This is a genomic window from Streptomyces sp. NPDC051211 (assembly GCF_040689505.1).
Taxonomy (GTDB): domain Bacteria; phylum Actinomycetota; class Actinomycetes; order Streptomycetales; family Streptomycetaceae; genus Streptomyces.
The window spans coordinates 93,208-113,287 of the sequence record NZ_JBFBAV010000016.1 but is presented as its reverse complement, the minus strand read 5'-3'; the positions used below and the strand labels follow the sequence as shown (position 1 = coordinate 113,287).

Below are 20,080 nucleotides of genomic sequence, written 5' to 3'. Positions count from 1 at the left end.
TATTCTCCGTCGGGAATACTTGCCGCATGGAGGCACTTCTCACCGCACTGGCCGACCCGGCCCGCTGGCGGCTCGTGAGCCTGCTGGCCGAGCGGCCCCGCTCGGTCGGCGTGCTCGCGCAGCTCGCCGAGGCACGCCAGCCCCAGACGACCAAGCACCTGCAGACCCTCGAGCGTGCCGGCGTCGTCACTTCCCAGCGCACGGGCCAGCGCCGCATCTACGCGCTCCGGCCCGGTCCCCTGCGGGACCTGGCGGCTGAGCTCGGCAGGCTCGCCGACACCGCGGACCAGGTCGGTGGCCCGGGTTCGACCCACGACCGCTACGGGCTCAGCCTCGAGGCAGAGCGGCTCGCCGCGGAGGAGCCGGGGTGGGCCGACGGCCGCTCCTTCAGCTTCCTCCGGTCGCTGACGGGGCGCCCCGAGCTGGTGTGGCGCCACCTGACCGAGGTCTCCCTGCTCGCCCGATGGTGGGCGCCCGACGACCTCCGCATCTCCGAGCTCCTCTTCGAGGCGCGTCCGGGTGGGCGGATCGTCCTGGAGTACCGCGATACCGAGGACGCCGACGGCTCCGACCCGGCCGCCGGGCGCGCGGAGGGGGTCGTCGACGACGTACGCGCCGGCGAGCGTCTCGCCTACCGGCTTTCCCCTCTGCGCCCCGACGGCGGTATCGCCTTCACCGCTCACGTCGACCTCGGTCTCCGGCCCACGGGGACCGGCACGGACCTGGACGTCCACTGGCGGATCTCCGACAGCACCGCCGACTCCGCGGACTTCGTTGCGGGCATCGAGATCGGCTTCGGCCAGAGCCTCGACAAGCTCGCGGCGACTCTGGCCGCGGACTCGCACGACGCCGTCGACACCGACACCGGCATGCCCACCGACACCGACACCGACACGAGGAGCACGAAGTGACAGAGCAGAGTGCCGGCCGCAGGGTCGTCACCAACATGGCCCTCTCCCTCGACGGCCGCTATGCCAGGCCGGACGACCCCCGGGACATGGGCTGGGTGATGCCGTACGCCGTCACCGACGTCGCCCGCGACCACCTGACCAGCCTCTGGGAGCCGGCGACCACGGTCCTGCTCGGGCGGGTCAACGCCGAGGGATTCCTCGGCTTCTGGCCCACCGTCCTCGGGACGGAGGGCGCCGACCCGCGCGACGAGGGCTTCGCGAAGTGGCTCGTCGACACCGACAAAGTGGTCCTCTCCTCCACCCTCGCCGAAGCACCGTGGGAGCGGACGACGATCGTCGACAAACCGACCGCCGAGGTGGTCGCGGACCTCAGGGCGACCGAGGGCGGCGACGTTCTCGTGCTCTCCAGCGCGAGCGTCATCAAGGCGCTGCTGGCGGCCGACGCGGTCGACCGGCTGGCGCTCACGATCTTTCCGGTCTTCCTCGGCGGCGGACCGCGCCTCTTCGAGGACGGTCTGCCCGCCGGGCAGTGGACGCTCGTCAGCCAGGCCGCGGGCGAGCACGGCACGCTGGCCCTCGTCTACGACCGAGTCCGGTGAGCCCCGACCGAGGGGGCCGCTGCGTCAGCGGGCGGCGCCGAAGACCTGCGTCCAGTAGGAGTTCGGCTGCGCGAGGCCGACGCCGATCTCCTTGAACGAGCAGTTGAGGATGTTCGCCTTGTGGCCGGGGCTGTTCATCCAGCCCGTCATGACCTTCTCGGGCGTGCTGTAGCCGTAGGCGACGTTCTCGCCGTACGTGCGCCAGGTGTAGCCGGCACGGGTGATGCGCTGGCCCGGGTCGGAGCCGTCGGAGCCGGTGTGCGACATGTTGCCGTGGGCTGCCATGTCCTTGCTGTGGTTCTGGGCGGCCGTCGTCAGCTTCGCGTTCACCGTGAGCGGCGAACACCCGACCTTGGCGCGCTCCTTGTTGGCGAGGGCCACGACCTGGGCTGCCACGCCGGTCGGAACGGCCGGGGTCGTGGGCTTCTGCGAGGTGGTCGGGGCCGGCGGCTTGGGCGTCGCCGGCTTCGTCGGCTTCGTCGGCTTCGTCGGATTCGCCGTTACGGTCGGCGGCTTCGGCTTCTGCGGGCCGCGCGTGGCCTGCCAGGTCGGGCGCCGGGTGCCGTCGCCGCGGTCCGCGGCGGCCGTACGGCCCTCCGGGCCCTCCTGTATCTGGACCGGCACGCTCAGGGAGGGGGCGCTGTAGGAGGGGCGCGGGCTCCCCTGGCCGGTGACCCGGGCAGCGCCCGTCTCCTGCGTGTCCAGGCAGGCCATCGCGGCCGTGGGTATGCCCACGATGCCGACCGCGACTGCGCCGATGGCTATTTTCTTGTAATGCGTCTTCTTGCGGTGCTTCTGCATGCGTGACCTCACTCGGTTGTCTGCGAAGCGTCGACGCCCGTGCCGCTCCAGCGCCGGGCGGGCCGCCATTCTTAGAAGCCCCGCATTGACCTGGCAAGTCGCGCCGCGAGTGCGCCCGGCAGTGCCGGGCGCCCGGACTTGAAAAGGGCGTCCGGTCGTGCCGAAGGGTCCGCAGCCCGTGGTGGCGAGCTACGTGACGATCCATCAGAATCCCCTCTGGGCTGGGGCGTTGCCGTTGATCATCTCACCCCTTGGGATGGACATTTCGCCGGATAGGGGAATGTCGAATCCCAACTGACAAATCACGACATGTCGGTGAGAGGTCAGCGGCCGTAATGGTTCCGTGATCCAACATCCTGCTGTGATGCATGTCACCGTTTCCCGACGGAACTGTCTGCCAGAGCTGGTCGGCTGCGGTCGGAGTCCGGGATCAGTGGGCCGGTACGGCGCGGCCCGGGTGGATGGAGTGGGCGAGGGCGGCGCCGAGGGTTTAGGCGGCGAGGGTGGCCGACCAGGCGAGGAGGTCCGGGCCGGCCCAGCCCCACAGGGAGGCGGCGGCGTTGTCCAGGGCGGCCATGACGGCGACTCCCGCGGCGGTCAGGGCGGCAGTGGCCGGCAGTCCGCGGCCGCTCGCGCTCAGCACCCAGCCGACGCCGTGGCCCGGGGCGAGGGAGAGGGCCGCGGCGACCGTGCGGGCCAGGGGGCCGGCGTCGGACGCGAGGGCCTGTACGAAGAAGGCGGTGAGGCCGGCGGCCGCGGCCGCGGCGACGGGCAGCTGGCGGTCGCGGAAGTCGGCGAGCAGCACGTCGGGGGTGCGGTCGGGGCGGGCCAGGGAGGCGGCCAGGCCGGCGCCCGCGACCATCAGCGCGGCGGCGAACGGCCACTCGGTCGGCCACAGTCCGGAGAAGCCGTCCGGGTCCGGCTCGTGGGTGAGGTACGAGGCGAGCAGCAGGGCGGCGGGGGTGCCGCCGACGGCCGCCATCGCGGTGCGGGTCCGCCCGGTGAGCCGTCCGACGGCGGCGGCGAGGCCGGCGAGCAGCAGGACGAACAGGGCCAAGCCCCAGACGGTGTGGCCCGCGGCGAGGATGTCGGAGCCGGGCTCCAAGGTGGAGCTCAGTCCGTCCGGGCTGGCGGTGAGCCGGCCGCGGGTGTCGTACTGGTAGCCCGCGTCCGCGATCCGTCCGGCGGAATCGTAGGCGTGGGTGGTGGCGGTGCCGGTCGAGGTCGGGCAGCCCGTCTCGGTGGTACCGGTCGCGGAGGCCTGGCTCTTGCGGCTGCCGTTGGCGTTGTAGGTGTACGTGTGCAGGGTGCAGGCGCCGGAGCCGTCCTGGGCCTCGGTGGCCTGCTTCACCAGCCGGCCGCCGGCGTCGTAGGTGTTGGCCGCGACCGTGAGGCTTGAGCGGTCCAGCAGCTGGCCGTGCACCGAGGTGGAGCCGGCGCCGGCGAAGAAGGGCTCGCTCTGGCCGTCCAGCGTGTAGGAGCGGGCGATCGCTTCACCGTTGGGCGCGTTGGTCTGGCGCATGGTCACGCCACCGGGCAGGGTCTGCTCGACGGTCTTGCCGCTGGCGTCGTACTTGCCGGTGAAGACACCGGCGACGGAGTCGGTCACCTTGGTCGCCAGACCGCGCGGCTCGGTGTTGGCGTCGTACCGCCGGGGGGGTGCGGGCGGGGAGTGGGGCGCGGCCCGGCGGGCTCTGCCCGATCCGCAGGAGGCTGCTACTGCCGGCCCGCGGAACGGACGCCAGCGGTGGCCAGTTCGGCGGTGGTGAGGGTGAGGCCGGGGGCCGCGGCGGCCGGGAGCGTGGGCAGACGAAGCGTCGGGGCGTCCTTGGAATGAGGGGCGAGAGGGGGTGCGAAACGGCTGGAACCAGTCGGCCGGCGCCCCGCGGTGGCGCCCCGCCTTTTCAGGTCCCGAGCCGGAACTCCCGGCCGTTGACCACTGGTTTCGTTGTCCCGGCGAGGGACCGGAAGAGGTTCCCGATGGCCGGAACCGGTCCTGGACGGAAGCGTCCCGCCGGGCGGCGGAAGGGGCCCGGCTCCGGTGACCACCCTGCGGAAAGGGGCGGTCCGGACAGTCCCTACGATGTCCTGCCATGGACACAAGTGAGGGCGGCAGACGTCTCGTCGACGGCCGCTTCGAATTGATCGCCCGACTGGGCAGCGGAGGCATGGGCACCGTGTGGCGGGCCCGGGACACAGCCCTGCAGCGGGAGGTCGCGCTGAAGGAGGTGCGGCCCGCGGACCCGGCGCTGGTCGACGCCAACCCGCATCTCGCGCTGCAACTGCGGCAGCGGGCCATCCGCGAGGCGCAGGCGCTGGCCCGGCTGGCCCACCCCAACGTCGTGTCCATCCACCACATCGTCGAGCCGCCGGACGGCTCGCACCCCTGGATCGTGATGGAGCTGGTCGAGGGCGGCTCGCTCCACGACCGGCTGGCGCAGGGCCCGCTGCCCGTTTCCGAGGTGGTGCGGATCGGCCTCGACGTCCTGTCCGCACTGCGGGCCGCGCACGCGGCCGGCGTGCACCACCGGGACGTCAAGCCCGCCAACGTGCTGCTGCGCCCAGACGGCAGCGCCGTCCTCACCGACTTCGGCATCGCGGCGCTGCACGAGTCGGCCGGTCTCACGGCCACCGGCGACCTGGTGGGCTCCCCCGAGTACATCGCCCCCGAGCGGGTGCGCGGCGAGGAGGGGAACCCGGCCTCCGACCTGTGGTCGCTCGGCATGATGCTGTATGTCGCCGCGGAGGGCGTGCACCCCTTGCGCCGGGCCACCGCGATGGCGACCGTCGTCGCCGTGCTCGACGAACCCCTCCCCTACCCGTCGCGTTCGGGTGCGCTCGCCCCGGTGCTCGCGGAGCTCCTCGTACGCGATACGGCGGCCCGGCCGGATGCGGCGCGGCTGGACCGGCTGCTGCGGGCGGTGCCGGCGTCGGGCACGCCGGCGGGTCCGGCGACGTCTCCGGTGGCGTCTCCCGCCGTGGCCCCCGGGGAGCGGCCGGGCGGGGCGGCGACGGTGCCGCAGGGATACGGCCCGGCGGCCGGGTACGCCCCCGCGCACGGCTTCGGACCGCCGGCCGGCGGTGTGGTCACGGCGCCGGTCCCGCCCGTTCCACCCGCTCGGCGCGGGCACCCGGTGCTGGTGTCCCTGGCGGTGGTCGGTGTGCTGCTGGCCGGAACTGCCGCGACCGTGAAGTGGATCCTGCCGGACGACGGAGGGAAGACCGGCGAGGCGGCTTCCGCCGGTCCCAGCGGCGGGAGCGGGCCGAGCCGCACCCCGGGCGCGGCGACGGGCAGCCCGGCGGCACAGCAGAGCAGCACGCCGAGCACGCCCGACGCGCCGGACGACCTGCTCACCCCGGCCGGCGCCCGGGCCGTGGCGGCCGCACTGCGCGAGGAGACCGGGCGCGGGGACGTCGTACGCCTCGCCCTGTACGGCGAGTACGCGATGGCGTACGTACCGGTCTCGTCCCCGGCCGGCGCCTACGACAGCTACCGGTACCAGGGCGGGCTCTCGCGCTTCGGTCCCGGCGGCACGGTGCGGGACGGTTCCAAGCCGGTCGACCTGAGCAAGGTCGACTGGGACGTGCTGCCCGGGCTGTTCCAGCAGGCCGAGCGCAAGCTCCGGGTGGAGAAGCCGACGATGCGCTACGTCCTGGTCGAACCGGACATCTTCGACAAGGCCGAGCCGCGCCTGAAGATCTACTTCACCAACGCGTACGGCGGGACGGGATATCTCGTCGCCGGCCTGGACGGCAAGGTGAAGCAGATCCACCCCGCCACGTCGTAAGAGGCGGCCACGGGGAGCCTGGGGGGAGCACGGCCCGCGCGGGCCGTGCTCCCCGCTCCCCGCTCCCCGTTCCCCGTTCCCCGTTCCCCGTTCCCAGCTCTCGGCTCTCGGCTCTCGGCTCTCCAACGGCCGCAAACAGCCGCGGAGTTATGCCCAAAACATGACTGTCCGCAACCGGGCGGAGTCGGATAGCAATGAGGCGGCGCCTGGCACGGCCGTCGACGGTCGGCGGAGACCCCAGCGCGCCGGGAAAGGGACGTCTCGTGATCCGCACCCGTTTCGCCGCTCTCGCCACCATGGCCTTCACCGCTCTCGCGATCGCCGCCACCCCCGCCGGCGCAGCCCCCGGCGACACCCTCAACGCCTGCTCCAGCACGCTCACCCCGGCCGGCTGGGTGGACGTCCAGTGGTGGAACAGCGGTGGCTGCGGCTCGACTTTCACGCCGAACGCCAAGCAGATGAAGGACCTCAACGGGTACCCGGTCGGCACCCAGGTCAACGCATGCGCCTCCACCTGGCCGCCCGCCGGCTGGACGATCACCAACACCTACTACTCGAGCGGCTGCCGCTACTCCGCGGTCCCGAGCTTCAACGCCAACACGTGGACCTTGAAGCGCACTTCCTGACCGCCGCGACAGCGGAGCCGACGGCCGGGACCACCAGTGCCGCCGGCTCCGCATGCGCACGGGGACTGCGCTAGCGGCGGGTGTCAACCACCGAGCGCAGTTTGCCGCTGGTCGGGCTCCGGTCCAGGGAGGTCCCTTCCACGACCTCGACGTTCAGGTCCAGGAGGCGCTCCTCCACGGCGGTGCGCAGTTCGGGGTAACCGGCCAGGAAGGCGTCCCGGAGCCGCAGGGGGTCGGGCGCGGCAGAGCGTTCCAGGCGTACGGTGAGACGTTCGCGCGCGTCCTGCGCGGTGAGCAGGATCTGGAGTTCGCCGGCGTAGCGGCTCTCCTCCTGGGCGATGGCCGCGAAGCGGCGGTGGTTGAGGAGGTAGGTGGCCACCCGCATCACGTCACCGGTCCTGCCCCGCAGTTCGAAACGGGGAGCTTGGCTGCCGCAGGGACAGCGGCCCGGGACGGCCCGGCCGAGGTCGCCGATGACGTAGCGGCCGAGGTTCTGGCCGCGCCGGGCGTGCGTAGTGAAGACCAGACGGCCCGTTTCCCCGGTCGGTACCGGCCGGTCGGAGTCGAGTTCGAGGATCTCCATGGTGTGCAGGTCGGCGTGGAGGTGGTGGATCCCGCCGGTGCTCTCGGTGCACTGGTAGCCGAGCGGGCCGAGGTCGGTGCTGCCGTAGGTGATGGAGCGGATCACCTCGATGCCGAAGGTGTCCTTCAGGGTGCGCTGCTGTTCCCGGGTGAAGTGCTCGCCGCCGTAGAAGATCTTCCGTAGGCCGCCGTAGGCGCGCAGGGCGTCGGCCTCCTCGTGCAGCAGTTGCCACAGGTAGGAGGGCATTCCGAAGAGGGTGTCCGCCTTGTGGTCGATCAGCGTCTGCGCCGTGGCCCGGTGGTCGGGGCCGGCGGCCAGGGGCAGCTGGATGCCGCCGAGGCGTTCCAGGATGGAGAAGAAGCTGATGAAGCTGCCGTACATGCCGCCGCAGTAGAAGAGGTTGGCCGTGCGGTCGCCCGCCGGGTCGTAACCGGCGGCGAGCAGGCCGCGGGCGGCGGCGTGCATCTGGGTGTCGTAGTCGTCGTAGCTGAAGAGGGACAGGGCGGGGGCGCCGGTGCTGCCGCCGCTGCGGAAGTACAGTTCGGCGTCGGCGGCGGCGACGTGCCGGTTGAGTTCCTGGACTTCTTCCTTGCCGAGCAGCGGGCCGGCGGGCGGCGGGAGGACGACGGGCCGGACGAGGTCGTCCAGGCAGGCGGTGGCGGTGAAGCGCGGGTCCGCCTGGACCGCCACGCGGCGGCTGTAGCGCTGGAGGGCGTAGACGCCGTCGTGGGGCTCGCCCGGGTAGCTGGCGTGCATGGCGCCGACGGGCGTGATGCGGGTGACGCCGGTGGCCAGGATGGTGCGGGAGAGTTCGGCGGTGTCGGCGCGGCTGCCGGCCAGTCCTGCGGTCTGCAGGTAGCGCCTCATGGGGCGCAGGGTGGCGATGAGCCTTTTGCGCGGAAGCGGCTTGATCCACACGCTGCGGTGCAGGGGCGAGGCGGTGAGGGCGGGCCGGGTGTCGGCCATGACCCGCCACGAGCCGTCGGGCGCGGCGAACACCCGGGTCAGGCCGAGGTGTTCCTCCAGGCGGGCCAACAGCTCGGTGGTGCTGAGTTCGGCCTGTTCGGCCAGGTCCGGGCCGTCGCCGGGGAGGTCCGCCGGAGCCGGGCGGGCGGCGAGTACGGCGGCGAAGCGTTCGGCGAGGGCGAAGACGTCCTGCTCGTCCTCGGTGTCGAGGTAGACCACCTGGGGACTGGAGCACGCCTGCTGCTCGTACTGGCAGACGTCGTCGGCCAGGGCGTCGAGCGTGGCGGGGTCCCGGCCGGCTTCGCGGGTGAGGTAGGCGAAGGAGATGCGGTGGCCCCATTCCACGAGCCGGCAGCCCGGCGGGACGTGGGCGGAGACTCCTTCGACGGCGCTTTCGCCGCCCCAGACGGCTATGGCGTCGGCGGGTGCGCACATCAGGCGCAGCCACTCCTGCCGGGAGGAGGGGAAGCGCAGCACGATGATGCGGGCGGCGATGGCGCCGGTGGGTTCCAGGGCGGCGAGTTCGGCCATCAGGTGCTGGGTGAGGTCGGTGTCGCCGCTGCTGGTCTTGAGGATGTTGACGTTGCCGGCGAGGAGGCCTTCGACGATGCTCAGCGGGGCCACGGTGGCGGCGTTGCCGGGGGCGATGTGGGCGACCAGGCCGACCGGGGCCCAGGCCTCGTAGACGGTCTCGCGGGCGTCGGGACGGTTCAGCCGTCCCGGGGCGGCGGCACCGAGTTCGCGGCGGAGCTTGCGGGTGAGCTCGGGCCGGCCGAGGGCGGCTGCGAGCTCCGTGAGGAGGGCGGGGTCCTCGTCCTCGGGCAGGTGGCCCTCGAGGCGGGTGCGCAGCGGGTGGTCCGGGTCGCGCAGGGACACCGCCAGGGTGTCGCAGGCGGCCAGGAGGGTCTCCGTTTCCAGCGGGGCGGCGAGCGCGTCCTCGACGGCGGCGGGCAGGCGGGCGAGCCGGCGTGCCGCCTCCTCGTCGTCCACGAAGGCGCCCTGCCAGTAGTGGTGTGCGTGCGTTTCGGCAGCGGGGTGCGCGGTCACGACATTCCCTTCATCAGTTCGGCGGCGGCCACGGCGCAGCTTCGGTTGCGGCTCACCCCGGCGCGGCCGTGGATCGTGAACCAGTCGGTGGTCAGCTCGCACCCGCACGCGTCGCCGGGGTGCAGGGAGGCGAGGTCGCCCATGACGACGCTCTGCGCCGGTACGGAGGTGATGTAGGGCGAGGTGAGGTGCAGGTAGCCGGTCTCGCCGTAGGGCAGGGGCTCGAGGGTGCGGGTGGAGCGGATGGCGACCCGGGACCAGACGGGGGCGTGCAGGCGGTGGTGGTCGCACTCGATGTAGGGGATGCAGTGTTCGACGGATCCGAAGGTGTCGCGGATGCGGTCACCGGGGATGCCGAGCTGCTCGGTGATGCGGGCGTACAGGTCTTCCTTGCCGATGCGCCGGTCGGCGTTGCCCTTCCAGCCGCCGCCGAGGACGACCAGGGAGCCCTCCGGCAGCCGCAGCGGTGGCAGCCCCATGGCGTGCATGCGCTCCAGGGTGAAGAAGAGGAAGGCGGGGAAGCCCAGGATGCGGACCGGGGCGTCGTCGTGCTCGAAGCGGCGCAGCGCTGCGATGCAGCCGAAGGGGTCGAACTCGTGGCCGCCGCCGGTGTTGCGCAGGGCGTACTCGATGGTGCGGGCGGGGGCGAAGTCGCAGAGGTAGTTGTCGGTGAAGGAGGTGCCGAGGTTGAGGGCGGGGGCCGGCTCGTAGCTGTAGAGGAGGTAGTTGACCTCCTGGTCGGGGGTGATCCAGCCGTTGCGCTCGAAGATGCGGGCGACCATGCGCTGGGCGGAGCGGATGGTCCAGTTGTCGAAGAACATCTGCGACTTCTGTCCGGTGGTGCCGGAGGAGGTCAGGTGCAGGTCGACCTCGTCGCGCGGGATGGACAGCACTTCGTGGCGCTTGAAGAAGTTGGCGTGCACGAGCGGGGTGCGGTACGGCTGCGCGGGCGGGGTGGCGTCGTACAGCGAGCGGAAGAACGGGGACCGTTCGGTGTGCCAGGCGTTGATCTCCGTCATGGCCGCGGCGAACAGCCGGTCCTCGGCGGGCCCGCAGGTGTAGGGGTCGGCGAGGTCGCACAGTTGCTGGACGTGCGGCAGGAGGGCGGGGTCGGGGACGCCGACCGGGGCGAGATGGGGGTTCATGGGGCAACCTCGAGTGTGGGCAGGTAGGTCGACGCCCAGGCCGACTGGTAGCAGGCCAGGTAGGGCTGGAGGGACGGTTCGACGACGATGCCGCGGAAGTCGATCTGTTCGGTGGAGCGGGAGAGGACGACGTAGTCGTGGAAGCCGTCGCCGTCGGCCCGCATCGCCGGGTAGAGGGCGCCGGCGATGAATCCCTGGGCCAGGAACGCCGAGAGCGCTTCGTGCTGGGCGAGCGGGACCAGCGCCTCCACGTAGCCGGCACCGGCCCGGGTGAGGGCTCGGGTGACGGGTTCGAGGCAGGCGGCCGCGGCGGCGGGGTCGGGGTAGGCGGTGAGGAGCGCGCCGTACCGTCCGGTGCGGTTGAGGTACGCGTAGACCTCGAAGCGCCCGTCGTCCGGGGTGAGCAGCACGTTGGGTGTGTGCAGCGGGTAGAACCAGCCGTCCGCGTCGGGGAAGCGGTCGCGGAAGCGGCGGCGGACGAAGCCGGGGGCTTCGATCATCTCCAGGTGCTCGTCCGGGTTGTGCTCGGCCGGCGGGAGGGGTTCCGCTGCTCGGGGGTTCTGATAGCTGACGCCCAGACAGCGTTCGGAGGCCTCGATGAGCGGCACCAGCGGGGCGGGTACCTCGGGGACGGGAACTCGTTGGTCGAGCAGCCCCGTTGAGTGACGCGCGTAGAGGGCGAGGCTCTCGCGGCCGCTGAGATCGACCGCGTTGGGCAGGATGCCCAGGGGGCGGAAGCCGTTGCGCGCGACGACGCGCTGCGGGCCGGCGCTGACGGTACGGACGGTGGCGTACACCGAGTCGAGCCGCCCGGTGTCCAGCATCGCGGCGCACAGTGCCTCGGTCAGGGTGGCGGCCAGGCCGCCGGAGCGGTGGTCGGGGTGCACGGCGAGGCCTTCCAGACGGCCGATCCGGCTGCCTTGCTCTCCGTGGATGACGGCCGATGCGGCCAGGACACCGGTGTCCCGGCAGCGGGCGGTGAGCCAGAGGGAGTTCGGGTCCTGGATGATCCGGGCCATCTCGGTGGGGTCGGTGCCGAGCGCGGCCGGGTAGTGGGGCCCGTACACGGCGTAGTAGAGCTGGCGCAGCTCTGCGATGTCCGCGCCGGTGGCCGCGGCGATCCGGGCGTTCACCGCTCACCCCCGACGGGCTCGGGCGTACGGACCCCCGCGGAGCCGGCTACGGGCTCCGGGTCCGGCCGTGCCGGGTCCGGCCGCTCCGGGTCCGGCCGCTCCGGGTCCGGCCGTTCCGGGTCCGGGGCGGGCTCGGGGCGGCGCGCGCCGAGGAGGGCCAGCGCACAGGCGGCCGGGACCAGGCCGCCGGCCTGCACCAGGCACAGCGTCCGTGCCGAGAGGTGGTCCCCGGCGAGTCCGAACAGCAGCGAGGCCACCGGGAACGTGGCGCCCAGCGCCGCCTGCATCACGGCGAAGAAGCCGGGCTTGTCGGCGGCGGGCACCAGCCGCTGGAACAGGGCCACGAAGCGGACCCCGATCACCCCGACGCACCAGCCCGCCACGGCCAGGCAGGAGGCGAAGACCCAGCGGTCGGCGAACAGGCCCGGGAGGGCCAGGGCAAGGGCCATCAGGGCCAGGCAGTACGCGCCCGCGACGGTGGGCCGGCCCGGCACCCGGGCGCCGGTGACGGACCCGAGGAGAGTGCCGGCGCCCAGGGCCGCCTCCAGCAGGGCCACGGTGCCACCGCCGCCGCCCAGCACGTTGCGGGTGTAGAGGGGGATGACGACGAAGACGGCGGTGGTGAAGAGGTTGGCCGCGGTGAAGCAGACCAGGATCCGGCGGATGTACGGCAGCCCGGCCAGGATGCCGCGCAGTGTGCGCCCGCGAGGCGGAGCCCACCCCGGATCCCCGGACGGCTCGGGGGCGATGACGGTGCGGAAGCGCACCCCGGCGATGAGCACGGCGGCGCTCAGGTAGGCGGCCGCGCAGCCGGCGGCGAGCCCGCCCAGGCCGGCCCGGTCGACGATCAGGGCACCGAGCAGCGCCCCGCCGAGGCCGGCCAGGGACTGGGTGGAAAGCTCGAACCCGGTGGCCGTCTCGATGTCCTCGTCCTCGACGAGCTCGGGCACCGAGGTGGTCAGGCAGGGGTCGAAGAAGGCCTGGCAGGCGGCCAGGGCAAGGGCCGCCGCGTACGCGGCCGCAAGGGGCAGGTCACTCGCCGAGGCCCAGGCTGCCAGTGCGGCCGCGACCGCGCCGGCCAGCATGGCGGCCGTACGCAGGACGGTCCGGTGGGCGATCCCGGCGACCGCGCGGGCCACGACCGGGGCGAGGACCACGGCGGGCAGGGTGCTGACGGCCATGAAGAGCCCGGAAGCCAGGCCGCGCCCGGCGTCGACGGCATAGGCGACCAGCCACCAGGAGACACCGACCTGGAACATCCGGACCGCGGCCTGGGTCAGGACCTGGCCCAGCCATACCGTGCCGAAGGCGCGGTTGCGCAGAACGAGCGGCAGGCGGCGCCCCTCGTCCGTGGAGACCGGGGTCATGTGGTCGGCCTCTCGTCGACGACGCGGACGAGCTTGCCGGAACGCGGGTTCACGGCGAGGTCGCGGTGGCGCACCCATTCCACGGTCAGCGGGTGGACGTAGCCGGCGCGCACGCTGTCCGGATAGAGCGGCCGGACCGTCTCCAGCTCCGTGACCACCGCCTTGGCGAGCGACTCCAGGCCGGCCGGGTCGCCGCCCCGGTCGTCGTCGCCGGGGGCTTCGTCGCCCGGGGCGGTCGCCAGCCGGAGCACCAGTCCGTCGCGGCCGTCCCAGCGGCGCACGGCCAGCTGCATGCCGACGACCCGGCCCGCGGTGTCCGCGGTGGCCACGGCGTCCTGCGCGTCCTGGGAGTACAGCGACACGGGCCCGACGCGGACGCCCTCCTCGGCGCGGCCAAGGATGCGGAAGTGACCGGTCCGGGTGTCGGCCCACTCGGCACGGTCCCCCGCGGGATAACGGATGACGGGCATGAGCCGGCGGAACAGGCTGGTCACCACGACCCGTCCGGGCCGTCCGGGCTCGGTTATCGGCTCCCCCGTGGTGTCGTCGAGGATCTCGACGACGGAGTGCGGGGTGAAGGCCCGGTGCATCCGGGGGTCCGGTCCGGGCACGGGGCAGCCGAGCAGGCCGGCATCGACGCTGGCGTAACCCACGGAACGGGCCCGGGCGTTCGGGAACGCGGCGGCCAGCAGCCGCTGCTGGTCGGCGAAGAGCGCCTCGCCGCCGAACAGGACCAGCTCCACGGCATCGAGCCGCTGCCCGGCCGCGATCACGTGCTCGGCGAGCCGGCACAACGTGGTGGGAGTGCCGGTCACCACCTGGACGCCGAAGTCGCGCAGCACGGGCACGGTCGACTCCAGCGGCGCGGCACCGCCGATGGGCAGCCGCACGTTGTCGACGGGGGCATGGGCGAGCGAGTCGAGGACGAAGAGGAAGCTGGCGTAGAGCTCGCCGGCGTAGAAGAGGTCCGCGACGCGGTGCCCGGGGCGCAGCCCCGTCTCCACCATGCCCTGGCCGAAGGCGGTCACGAAGGTGCGCCACTCGTCACGGGTGTAGACGGAGAACTTGGGGGCGCCGGTGGTGCCACCGGTCTTGTAGACGGTCGCCTCACTGAGCGGCCCGGTCAGGACGCGGTTGTCGTCAAGGGTGTTGGCTGCCCAGAACTCCTGCTGGTCCACGACCGGGAGGTCGCCGAGACGGTCGGCTCCGGGCGGGAGGGACGCGTAGAGGTCACGGTAGAAAGGCGAGTTGAGACGAGCGAACCGTATGAGGTCCGATAGCTGATGAGCGGACATGCGGCCTTGCCTAGGGGAACGGAGCGGAACGGGTGGGGTCGGTGGTCACCGCAGTTGAGCGGGACCACGAGCTCGCCGCCTGCGGGATCGATCGGTGGGCATGCGGGGAACCCGTACGCCACGGCATCCCTCACACACGCCGTCACCTGACATGCAGTCATGATGATGAAACATCTACTCCGGAACGCCAAATCAAGCGAATATCATCCGGCCGAAGTGGCTGAATTTTAAAGCTTCTCCTGCAGCCATAATTGCGACGTGACCGATCACGTGAAGCACCTGCCCGATGCCGCCATACCCCCGGGTGGCCTGCCCGTCTGGAGCGCCGCCGACGCCGAGCGCTGGCGCGCGGCCGCCGCACCCGCCGTTTTTGCGCCGACCGCCGGGGGTTGGGCACTGGCCGTGCTGGTCGTGGTCGCGGTGGCCCTTCTCGGCTGGAACGAGCCGGTGGTGCCGCATCGGGGTACCGACTGGTCCGGGTATCCGGCGGCGCTCCTGCTGATCAGCCTGCCGCTGTGGTTCCGGCTGACCCCGGGCGCCACGCTCGCGGCCACACCGCTGCTCGCCGGGTACTCGGCGTTCGCACTGACCGGCCTGCCCGGCGGCGATACCGCGGGCCTGGCGGGCAGCCTGCTGGTCCTCGCGGTCTGCGGGTACGCGTTCACCGGGGCGCTGTTGCGGCTGCGGGCCCGCCGGCGCCGGCGCGCCATCGCGCTCGCCGCCGCCGGCCCGTCCCGCCATCCGCTGCCCCGGCACCTCCCCCAGGACCACCGCCTGCGCGGCCTTCCGCTGATGCTGCCCGGCGCCGTGCTCTGCGTCGGTGGGATCCTCGCCGTCTGCTGGGCCCTGGCCATGGACTTGGGAGCAGAGCGGGCGGGCTCGTACGACGCCACCGGGCAGCAGGTCCTGGCCCTGCTGCTGATCGTCCCCGGTGCGGCGATGGCCGGCCGGGGGGTGGCCGCCCAGCTGGCCGCGCGCCGACTGCGCGCCGCGCCGCAGCCCGCCCTCGTCGTCGGCGTACGCGCCACCGGTCCTGCGCACAACTGGCTGTACGCCGATGCACGCACCCCGTCCGCACAGCCGCTGATCGCCTTCCGCAGCCGGTTCGAGGACCGGATCGGGCCTGCGCGGACCCTGCTGGGTGGCTCGGCGGAGCAACTGCGCGCCGAGCACGAGGGCATCAACCCCTTCAGCGAGCCGTTCGAAGCCGTCCTCTACGGCACCCCGTACGAGGGCGCGGAAGTCGTCCTCGAGTACGCCGTGTTCCAGGACGGCACCCGGATCGTCACCGAGGTGGCGGCCGTCCCCCTGCTGGCCCTGCGCCGCCCCGCCCGCCCCGGGCGGCGGACGCCCGAGAGCCCGTCCGCCCTCTGGGAGCGCAGGAAGGAGGCCGACCGCCGGAAGCGGTCCGTGGCGCCATCCGGGACCTCCGGGTCCTCCTGCGGGACCTTCCACGGCTGCGGGAGCGGCTGCGGAGGCGGCGGCGACTGATTCACCCGGGATGGGCCGCGCGGGTGACCGTCACCGTCCCTGTCCCTGCCCCTGTCACCCGGTCACGTCACCCGGTCATCGTCCGAGGGCGTTCATCAGGACGATGGCCGTGAGGTTCAAGAGGATGACGGTGATGACGGTGCCGAGCATGATCCAGGCTCTGCGTGATTCGTCCATGCGTACGAGTCACCTCCCGACTCGGGCGCGTGCCGCCACGCGCAGGTCCGGCAGCCGTGGCCGTACGAAGGCCCCGCCGGCCTCTAGCCATGATGACCCCGTTCCACGCGGAGCACAGTTCGGCCGCCGGGGCCCGCAGCCGCTCCGGCAGGGAGCCGGCCTGGTTGCGGGCGGTTCAGGAGACCCAGCTTCCGGTCATGCCGAGGACCGCCGAGCCGTCCAGGTCGGCCAGCTTGGCCCCGGTGAACTCGCGGGCCCACTGAGAGGTCTGGATGCGGAAGGCGGGCCGGTCTGCGGTCAGGGCCTCCATCACGGCGCCGGCTGCGCCGGCCGGGGTCTGGGCGCCGTCCAGGAACTGGCCGACCGTACGGTCGACGTAGTGGCGCAGCGCATCGGCGTACGGGCCGGCCGCGGCGATCCGGGCTTCGAGGTCCAGCCCGATGTTGTTGACGAACTCCGTGGCCACGGCGCCCGGTTCGATGACGGAGACGCTCACACCGACGGCGCCCGCGACGGGGGCGAGGCTCTCCATGCACCCCTCCACGGCGAACTTCGCCGCGCAGTAGGCCTCGTTGAAGGGCTGGCCGATGACGCCGCCGACGCTGGTGACCGTGATCAGGCGGCCTCCGGTGGCCCGCAGGTGCGGCAGTGCGGCCTTGGAGACGCTCAGCACGCCGAAGAAGTTGACCTCCATGACTTCGCGGACGTCGGCGACGGACTCGAGTTCGAGGGTGCCGACGTGCCCGGCGCCGGCGTTGTTCACGACGGCGTCCAGACGGCCGTAGTCGGCGATCACGCCGTTGACGGCGGCGGCGACGGAGCTCTCGTCGACGACGTCGAGCTGCCGGATGTCGATGTCGACGCCCGCCTCGTCGGCGGCCTCGCGCAGGGCGCCGGCCCTGCTTGTGTCACGCAGCGTGGCGACCGTACGCCATCCGGCGCGGGCGGCCGCGACGGCCGCGGCCAGGCCGATGCCGGAAGAGGTGCCGGTGATCAGGACGGTTCGGGAAGTGGTGTCGGGGGTGGCGGGGAGGGTCGACATGGCGGGGCCTTTCACGGAGCGTGATTTATGTGCGTGCACACACACCATAAAGTTATGTGCGTGCGCACGCAACCTCTAGACTGCCGACATGCCGAAGAAGCTCACCGAAGCCGAGATGCCGGCGGCCGACTACGCGTTCTACGGGCTGGTCTGGGCCGGCACCGTGATGACCGACCGGGTCGACCGGGCCCTCGTGAAGGCCCACGACCTGCCCGTGTCCTGGTTCGAGGTCATGCTGTGGCTGGCTTCCAGCCCCGAGCCCGTGCCCGCGTCCGTGCTCGGGAACAGCACGCTGCTCAGCCGCAGCCAGGTGTCGCGGGTCGTGGACGCCCTGCAGGCCCGGGGCCTGGTGACCCGTACGCCCTCGGCGCGTGACGCCCGGTCGGTGGAGGTCGCCCTCACGGAGGCGGGACGTGCGGTGTTCGCCGACGCCGACGCCACCCGGCGGGAAGTCCTGGCGCCGGTCTTCACCGAGCTCCTCGACGAGCAGGACCTGGAGGCGCTGGGGAGGGTGTGGCGCAAGCTCAAGTCCGAGAAGGGCGTGAAGGGCGAGTAGGGCGAGCAGGGCGGCCCGGCTTCAGTCGGAGTGGCCGTCGGAGGTGAGGATGGCGGCGGCCGCGAAGAGGCGGGCGCAGCGCCGGGTCATGGCCTCCGGGGTCTGCTCCGGGTGCTTGACCCACCAGCGGACGAGGGTGGCGACGAGGTCCCGCCAGACGTACTTGAGCGCGTCGGCGTCCAGCGGGTCGGCGGATCCGGCCGTGCGCAGCAGTTCGGCGGTGCCGCCGGCGGCGAGCCGGTCGATGGCCGTCCGGTACTCCGAGGCCCGGCGTGCGGCCTCGCCGCCGGGCGGCAGGGTGGCGTCGTACAGCACGAACCACGCCTCCCGCTGACCCTCCAGGGCGGTGAAGATGCCGTGGAGCACGCGCAGGGGCGTGTGCGGTTCCGCCCCGTCCGGGCCCATCGCCGTACGGATGGCGCCCAGGAGCCGGTCCCCGACGGGGACCAGGCAGGCGACGTACAGGTCTTCCTTGGTGCCGCAGTACTGGTGCAGCAGCGTCTTGGTGACGCCCACGCGGGCGGCGATCGCGGGGAGCGACGCGGCCGCGTAGCCGCGGGTGCCGAACTCTTCCGTGGCGGCCTCCAGCATCTGCTGCCGGCGGTGCTCCCGCGGAACTCCCTTGGTGCCGGCCTTCGACGCGGGGGTTGCCATGCACCGATATTATCAGTAGGTAATTTACCTGTAGGTAAATTACCTCGACCCCTGGAGCGCATCCATGGCCGGCACCACCCCGCAGCCGACGTCCCGCACCCGCTCCTGGTGGGGCTGGGGCTGGACGGACGCGCATCCCGACGATGCGGAATGCGCCGCGATGGGCGCCCTGCTCCCCGGCACCCTCGGCCGGCCGCTCCCCGTGCCCCGCGTACGCGACCTGGGCATCGGGAGCCCGGCCGCCGAGCCCCCGCGGAGCCTCGCCCACCTCGTCACCGCCGATCCCGGGGACCGCGCCGCCCACGCCATGGGGAAGGCGTACCGCGACGTGATGCGCGCCCTCCGCGGGCGACCCGGCCGCATCCCCGATCTCGTCGCCCGCCCGGCGGACGAGCAGGGCGTGGCCGACCTGCTGGAGTGGGCCGGTGACCGGCAGGTCGCCGTCGTCCCGTACGGCGGGGGTTCCTCGGTCACCGGGGGCGTGGAGTACCGCGGTGACGCCCACCGGGCGGTGATGTCCCTCGATCTGACCGCCATGGGGCGCGTTCTGGAGGTGGACGCCGAGGGCCGGGCGGCACGCATCCAGGCCGGCACCCTCGGGCCGAGCCTGGAGGGCCAGCTGCGGCCCCACGGCCTGACCCTGCGGCACTTCCCGCAGAGCTTCGAGTTCTCCACCCTGGGGGGCTGGCTCGCCACCCGGGCGGGCGGGCACTACGCCACCGGCCGCACCCACATCGACGAGTTCGTACAGTCGCTCCGCGTCGTCACCCCGGCCGGCACGAGCAGCTCCTGGCGGCTGCCCGCCTCCGGGGCGGGCCCCTCCCCCGACCGCCTGTTCCTGGGCTCCGAAGGGGCCCTCGGCATCATCACCGAGGCCTGGGTCCGGCTTCAGGAGCGCCCCCGCCACAAGGCGTCCGCGGCAGTCGCCTTCGCCGACTTCCACGAGGCGCTCCGGGCGGTGCGCGCCCTCGCGCAGTCCGACCTCTCCCCCGCCAACTGCCGTCTGCTGGACGCCGGTGAGGCCGCGCTGTCGGGTGCGGCGCAGGACGGTTCGGCCGTACTGGTCCTGGGGTTCGAGTCGGCGGACGAACCGGTGACCGCCCGGTTGGAGCGGGCCGTCGACCTGGCCCGCTCGCACGGCGGCCGGTACGGCGGGTCCACCGGCCCGGACCGGGCCGGGGACGAGGTCCCGGATTGCGACGCCGCCGGCGACGCGGCCGTGGGCGCCTGGCGCTCGGCCTTCCTGCGGATGCCCTACCTCCGCGACGGTCTGGCCAGGATGGGCGCAGTCGCGGAGACCTTCGAGACGGCGGCCACCTGGGACCGGATCCCCGGCCTGATCGACGCGGTGCGCACCGAGGTCGGCGAGGCGGCGCTCAAGGCCACCGGGTATCCGGCGATCGTGAACTGCCGCCTGACGCACGCATACCCGGACGGCGCGGCACCCTACTTCACCGTCCTCGCCGCCGGCCGTGCCGGTGACGAGGTCGCCCTCTGGGACGACCTCAAGGCCGTCGCGAGCGAGGTCCTGCACCGCCACCGGGCCACCATCACCCACCACCACGCCGTGGGCCGGGACCACCGTCCGGGCTACGACCGCCAGCGCCCCGAACCCTTCGCCCTCGCGCTGCGGGCCGCGAAGGGGGCGCTCGACCCGCGGGGCATCCTCAACCCGGGCGTGCTCGTGGACTGAACGGGCTCTCGGAGCGGCCCGTTCCGGCGTGCGTTCCGAGGCCCGTTCCGAGCCCGTTCCGGGGCCCGTCGTTCCGCGCACCGAGGCCCGAGCTGACATGTGCACGACACTTCCGTGCGTACAGGAGCTGACCTACTGTTCGTTCGGTCAGTCTGCACCGGCTGCCACCGGGCCTCTGTACGCCCGGACCGCCGTGCCTGTCCGGC

At 72.9% G+C, this 20,080-nt stretch carries 16 protein-coding genes; 7 read left to right on the top strand and 9 right to left on the bottom strand.

What is annotated here, in order from left to right; all coding sequences use genetic code 11:
- Positions 1-26 precede the first annotated feature (26 nt).
- Positions 27-911 (top strand): metalloregulator ArsR/SmtB family transcription factor, encoded by an 885-nt coding sequence (locus tag AB0447_RS18205; RefSeq protein ID WP_366477684.1) that lies wholly within the window; start codon positions 27-29, stop codon positions 909-911.
- Positions 908-1,510 carry a dihydrofolate reductase family protein gene (locus tag AB0447_RS18200; protein ID WP_366477683.1) on the top strand — a complete coding sequence of 201 codons (603 nt, stop codon included), beginning with the start codon at positions 908-910 and terminating at the stop codon, positions 1,508-1,510. The genes AB0447_RS18205 and AB0447_RS18200 overlap by 4 nt, the downstream gene beginning before the upstream one ends.
- A 24-nt stretch (positions 1,511-1,534) precedes the next feature.
- Here AB0447_RS18200 and AB0447_RS18195 read toward each other — a convergent pair whose 3' ends face one another.
- Together AB0447_RS18195 and AB0447_RS18190 are read right to left on the bottom strand one after the other, a co-directional pair.
- A complete protein-coding gene (locus tag AB0447_RS18195; protein WP_366477682.1) occupies positions 1,535-2,311 on the bottom strand; it encodes a CAP domain-containing protein in 777 nt (258 codons plus the stop codon).
- Between the two features lie 490 nt (positions 2,312-2,801).
- Entirely contained in the window at positions 2,802-3,920 is a 1,119-nt protein-coding gene (locus AB0447_RS18190) for a hypothetical protein (RefSeq protein ID WP_366477681.1), read from the bottom strand.
- 484 nt (positions 3,921-4,404) lie between these two features.
- Here AB0447_RS18190 and AB0447_RS18185 point away from each other — a divergent pair, with 484 nt between their 5' ends.
- Together AB0447_RS18185 and AB0447_RS18180 are read left to right on the top strand one after the other, a co-directional pair.
- Positions 4,405-6,099: a protein kinase gene (locus AB0447_RS18185; protein WP_366477680.1), complete on the top strand. Its 1,695-nt coding sequence runs from the start codon at positions 4,405-4,407 to the stop codon at positions 6,097-6,099.
- Positions 6,100-6,362: 263 nt separating this feature from the next.
- Positions 6,363-6,725 (top strand): hypothetical protein, encoded by a 363-nt coding sequence (locus AB0447_RS18180; protein WP_366477679.1) that lies wholly within the window; start codon positions 6,363-6,365, stop codon positions 6,723-6,725.
- A gap of 70 nt (positions 6,726-6,795) precedes the next feature.
- Here AB0447_RS18180 and AB0447_RS18175 read toward each other — a convergent pair whose 3' ends face one another.
- The 5 genes from AB0447_RS18175 to AB0447_RS18155 are packed head-to-tail and all read right to left on the bottom strand — an operon-like array spanning position 6,796 to position 14,261.
- Entirely contained in the window at positions 6,796-9,321 is a 2,526-nt protein-coding gene (locus AB0447_RS18175) for an acyl-CoA reductase (protein ID WP_366477678.1), read from the bottom strand.
- On the bottom strand, positions 9,318-10,466 hold the full coding sequence (locus tag AB0447_RS18170; protein WP_366477677.1) for an acyl-protein synthase: 1,149 nt from the start codon (positions 10,464-10,466) through the stop codon (positions 9,318-9,320). Before AB0447_RS18170 ends, AB0447_RS18175 begins: the two co-directional genes overlap by 4 nt.
- On the bottom strand, positions 10,463-11,599 hold the full coding sequence (locus AB0447_RS18165) for a GNAT family N-acetyltransferase (RefSeq protein WP_366477676.1): 1,137 nt from the start codon (positions 11,597-11,599) through the stop codon (positions 10,463-10,465). Before AB0447_RS18165 ends, AB0447_RS18170 begins: the two co-directional genes overlap by 4 nt.
- The gene (locus AB0447_RS18160) at positions 11,596-12,966 is read right to left on the bottom strand and encodes an MFS transporter (protein ID WP_366477675.1); all 1,371 of its coding nucleotides are present in this window, start codon (positions 12,964-12,966) and stop codon (positions 11,596-11,598) included. Before AB0447_RS18160 ends, AB0447_RS18165 begins: the two co-directional genes overlap by 4 nt.
- Positions 12,963-14,261, bottom strand: coding sequence for an AMP-binding protein (locus tag AB0447_RS18155; protein WP_366477674.1), 1,299 nt, complete (start codon positions 14,259-14,261; stop codon positions 12,963-12,965). The genes AB0447_RS18160 and AB0447_RS18155 overlap by 4 nt, the downstream gene beginning before the upstream one ends.
- Positions 14,262-14,519: 258 nt before the next feature.
- On the opposite strand from AB0447_RS18155, the gene AB0447_RS18150 reads away from it, so the two are divergent.
- A complete protein-coding gene (locus AB0447_RS18150; protein ID WP_366477673.1) occupies positions 14,520-15,752 on the top strand; it encodes a hypothetical protein in 1,233 nt (410 codons plus the stop codon).
- Positions 15,753-16,104: 352 nt separating this feature from the next.
- Here the strand turns inward: AB0447_RS18150 and AB0447_RS18145 are convergent, their stop codons facing one another.
- Complete coding sequence (locus AB0447_RS18145; protein ID WP_366477672.1) at positions 16,105-16,971, bottom strand: SDR family NAD(P)-dependent oxidoreductase; 867 nt, start codon at positions 16,969-16,971, stop codon at positions 16,105-16,107.
- Positions 16,972-17,059: 88 nt separating this feature from the next.
- On the opposite strand from AB0447_RS18145, the gene AB0447_RS18140 reads away from it, so the two are divergent.
- Positions 17,060-17,527 carry a MarR family winged helix-turn-helix transcriptional regulator gene (locus AB0447_RS18140; protein ID WP_366477671.1) on the top strand — a complete coding sequence of 156 codons (468 nt, stop codon included), beginning with the start codon at positions 17,060-17,062 and terminating at the stop codon, positions 17,525-17,527.
- A gap of 21 nt (positions 17,528-17,548) precedes the next feature.
- Here the strand turns inward: AB0447_RS18140 and AB0447_RS18135 are convergent, their stop codons facing one another.
- Entirely contained in the window at positions 17,549-18,181 is a 633-nt protein-coding gene (locus tag AB0447_RS18135) for a TetR/AcrR family transcriptional regulator (RefSeq protein WP_366477670.1), read from the bottom strand.
- 64 nt (positions 18,182-18,245) lie between these two features.
- On the opposite strand from AB0447_RS18135, the gene AB0447_RS18130 reads away from it, so the two are divergent.
- The gene (locus AB0447_RS18130) at positions 18,246-19,874 is read left to right on the top strand and encodes an FAD-binding oxidoreductase (protein ID WP_366477669.1); all 1,629 of its coding nucleotides are present in this window, start codon (positions 18,246-18,248) and stop codon (positions 19,872-19,874) included.
- Positions 19,875-20,080: the final 206 nt, after the last annotated feature.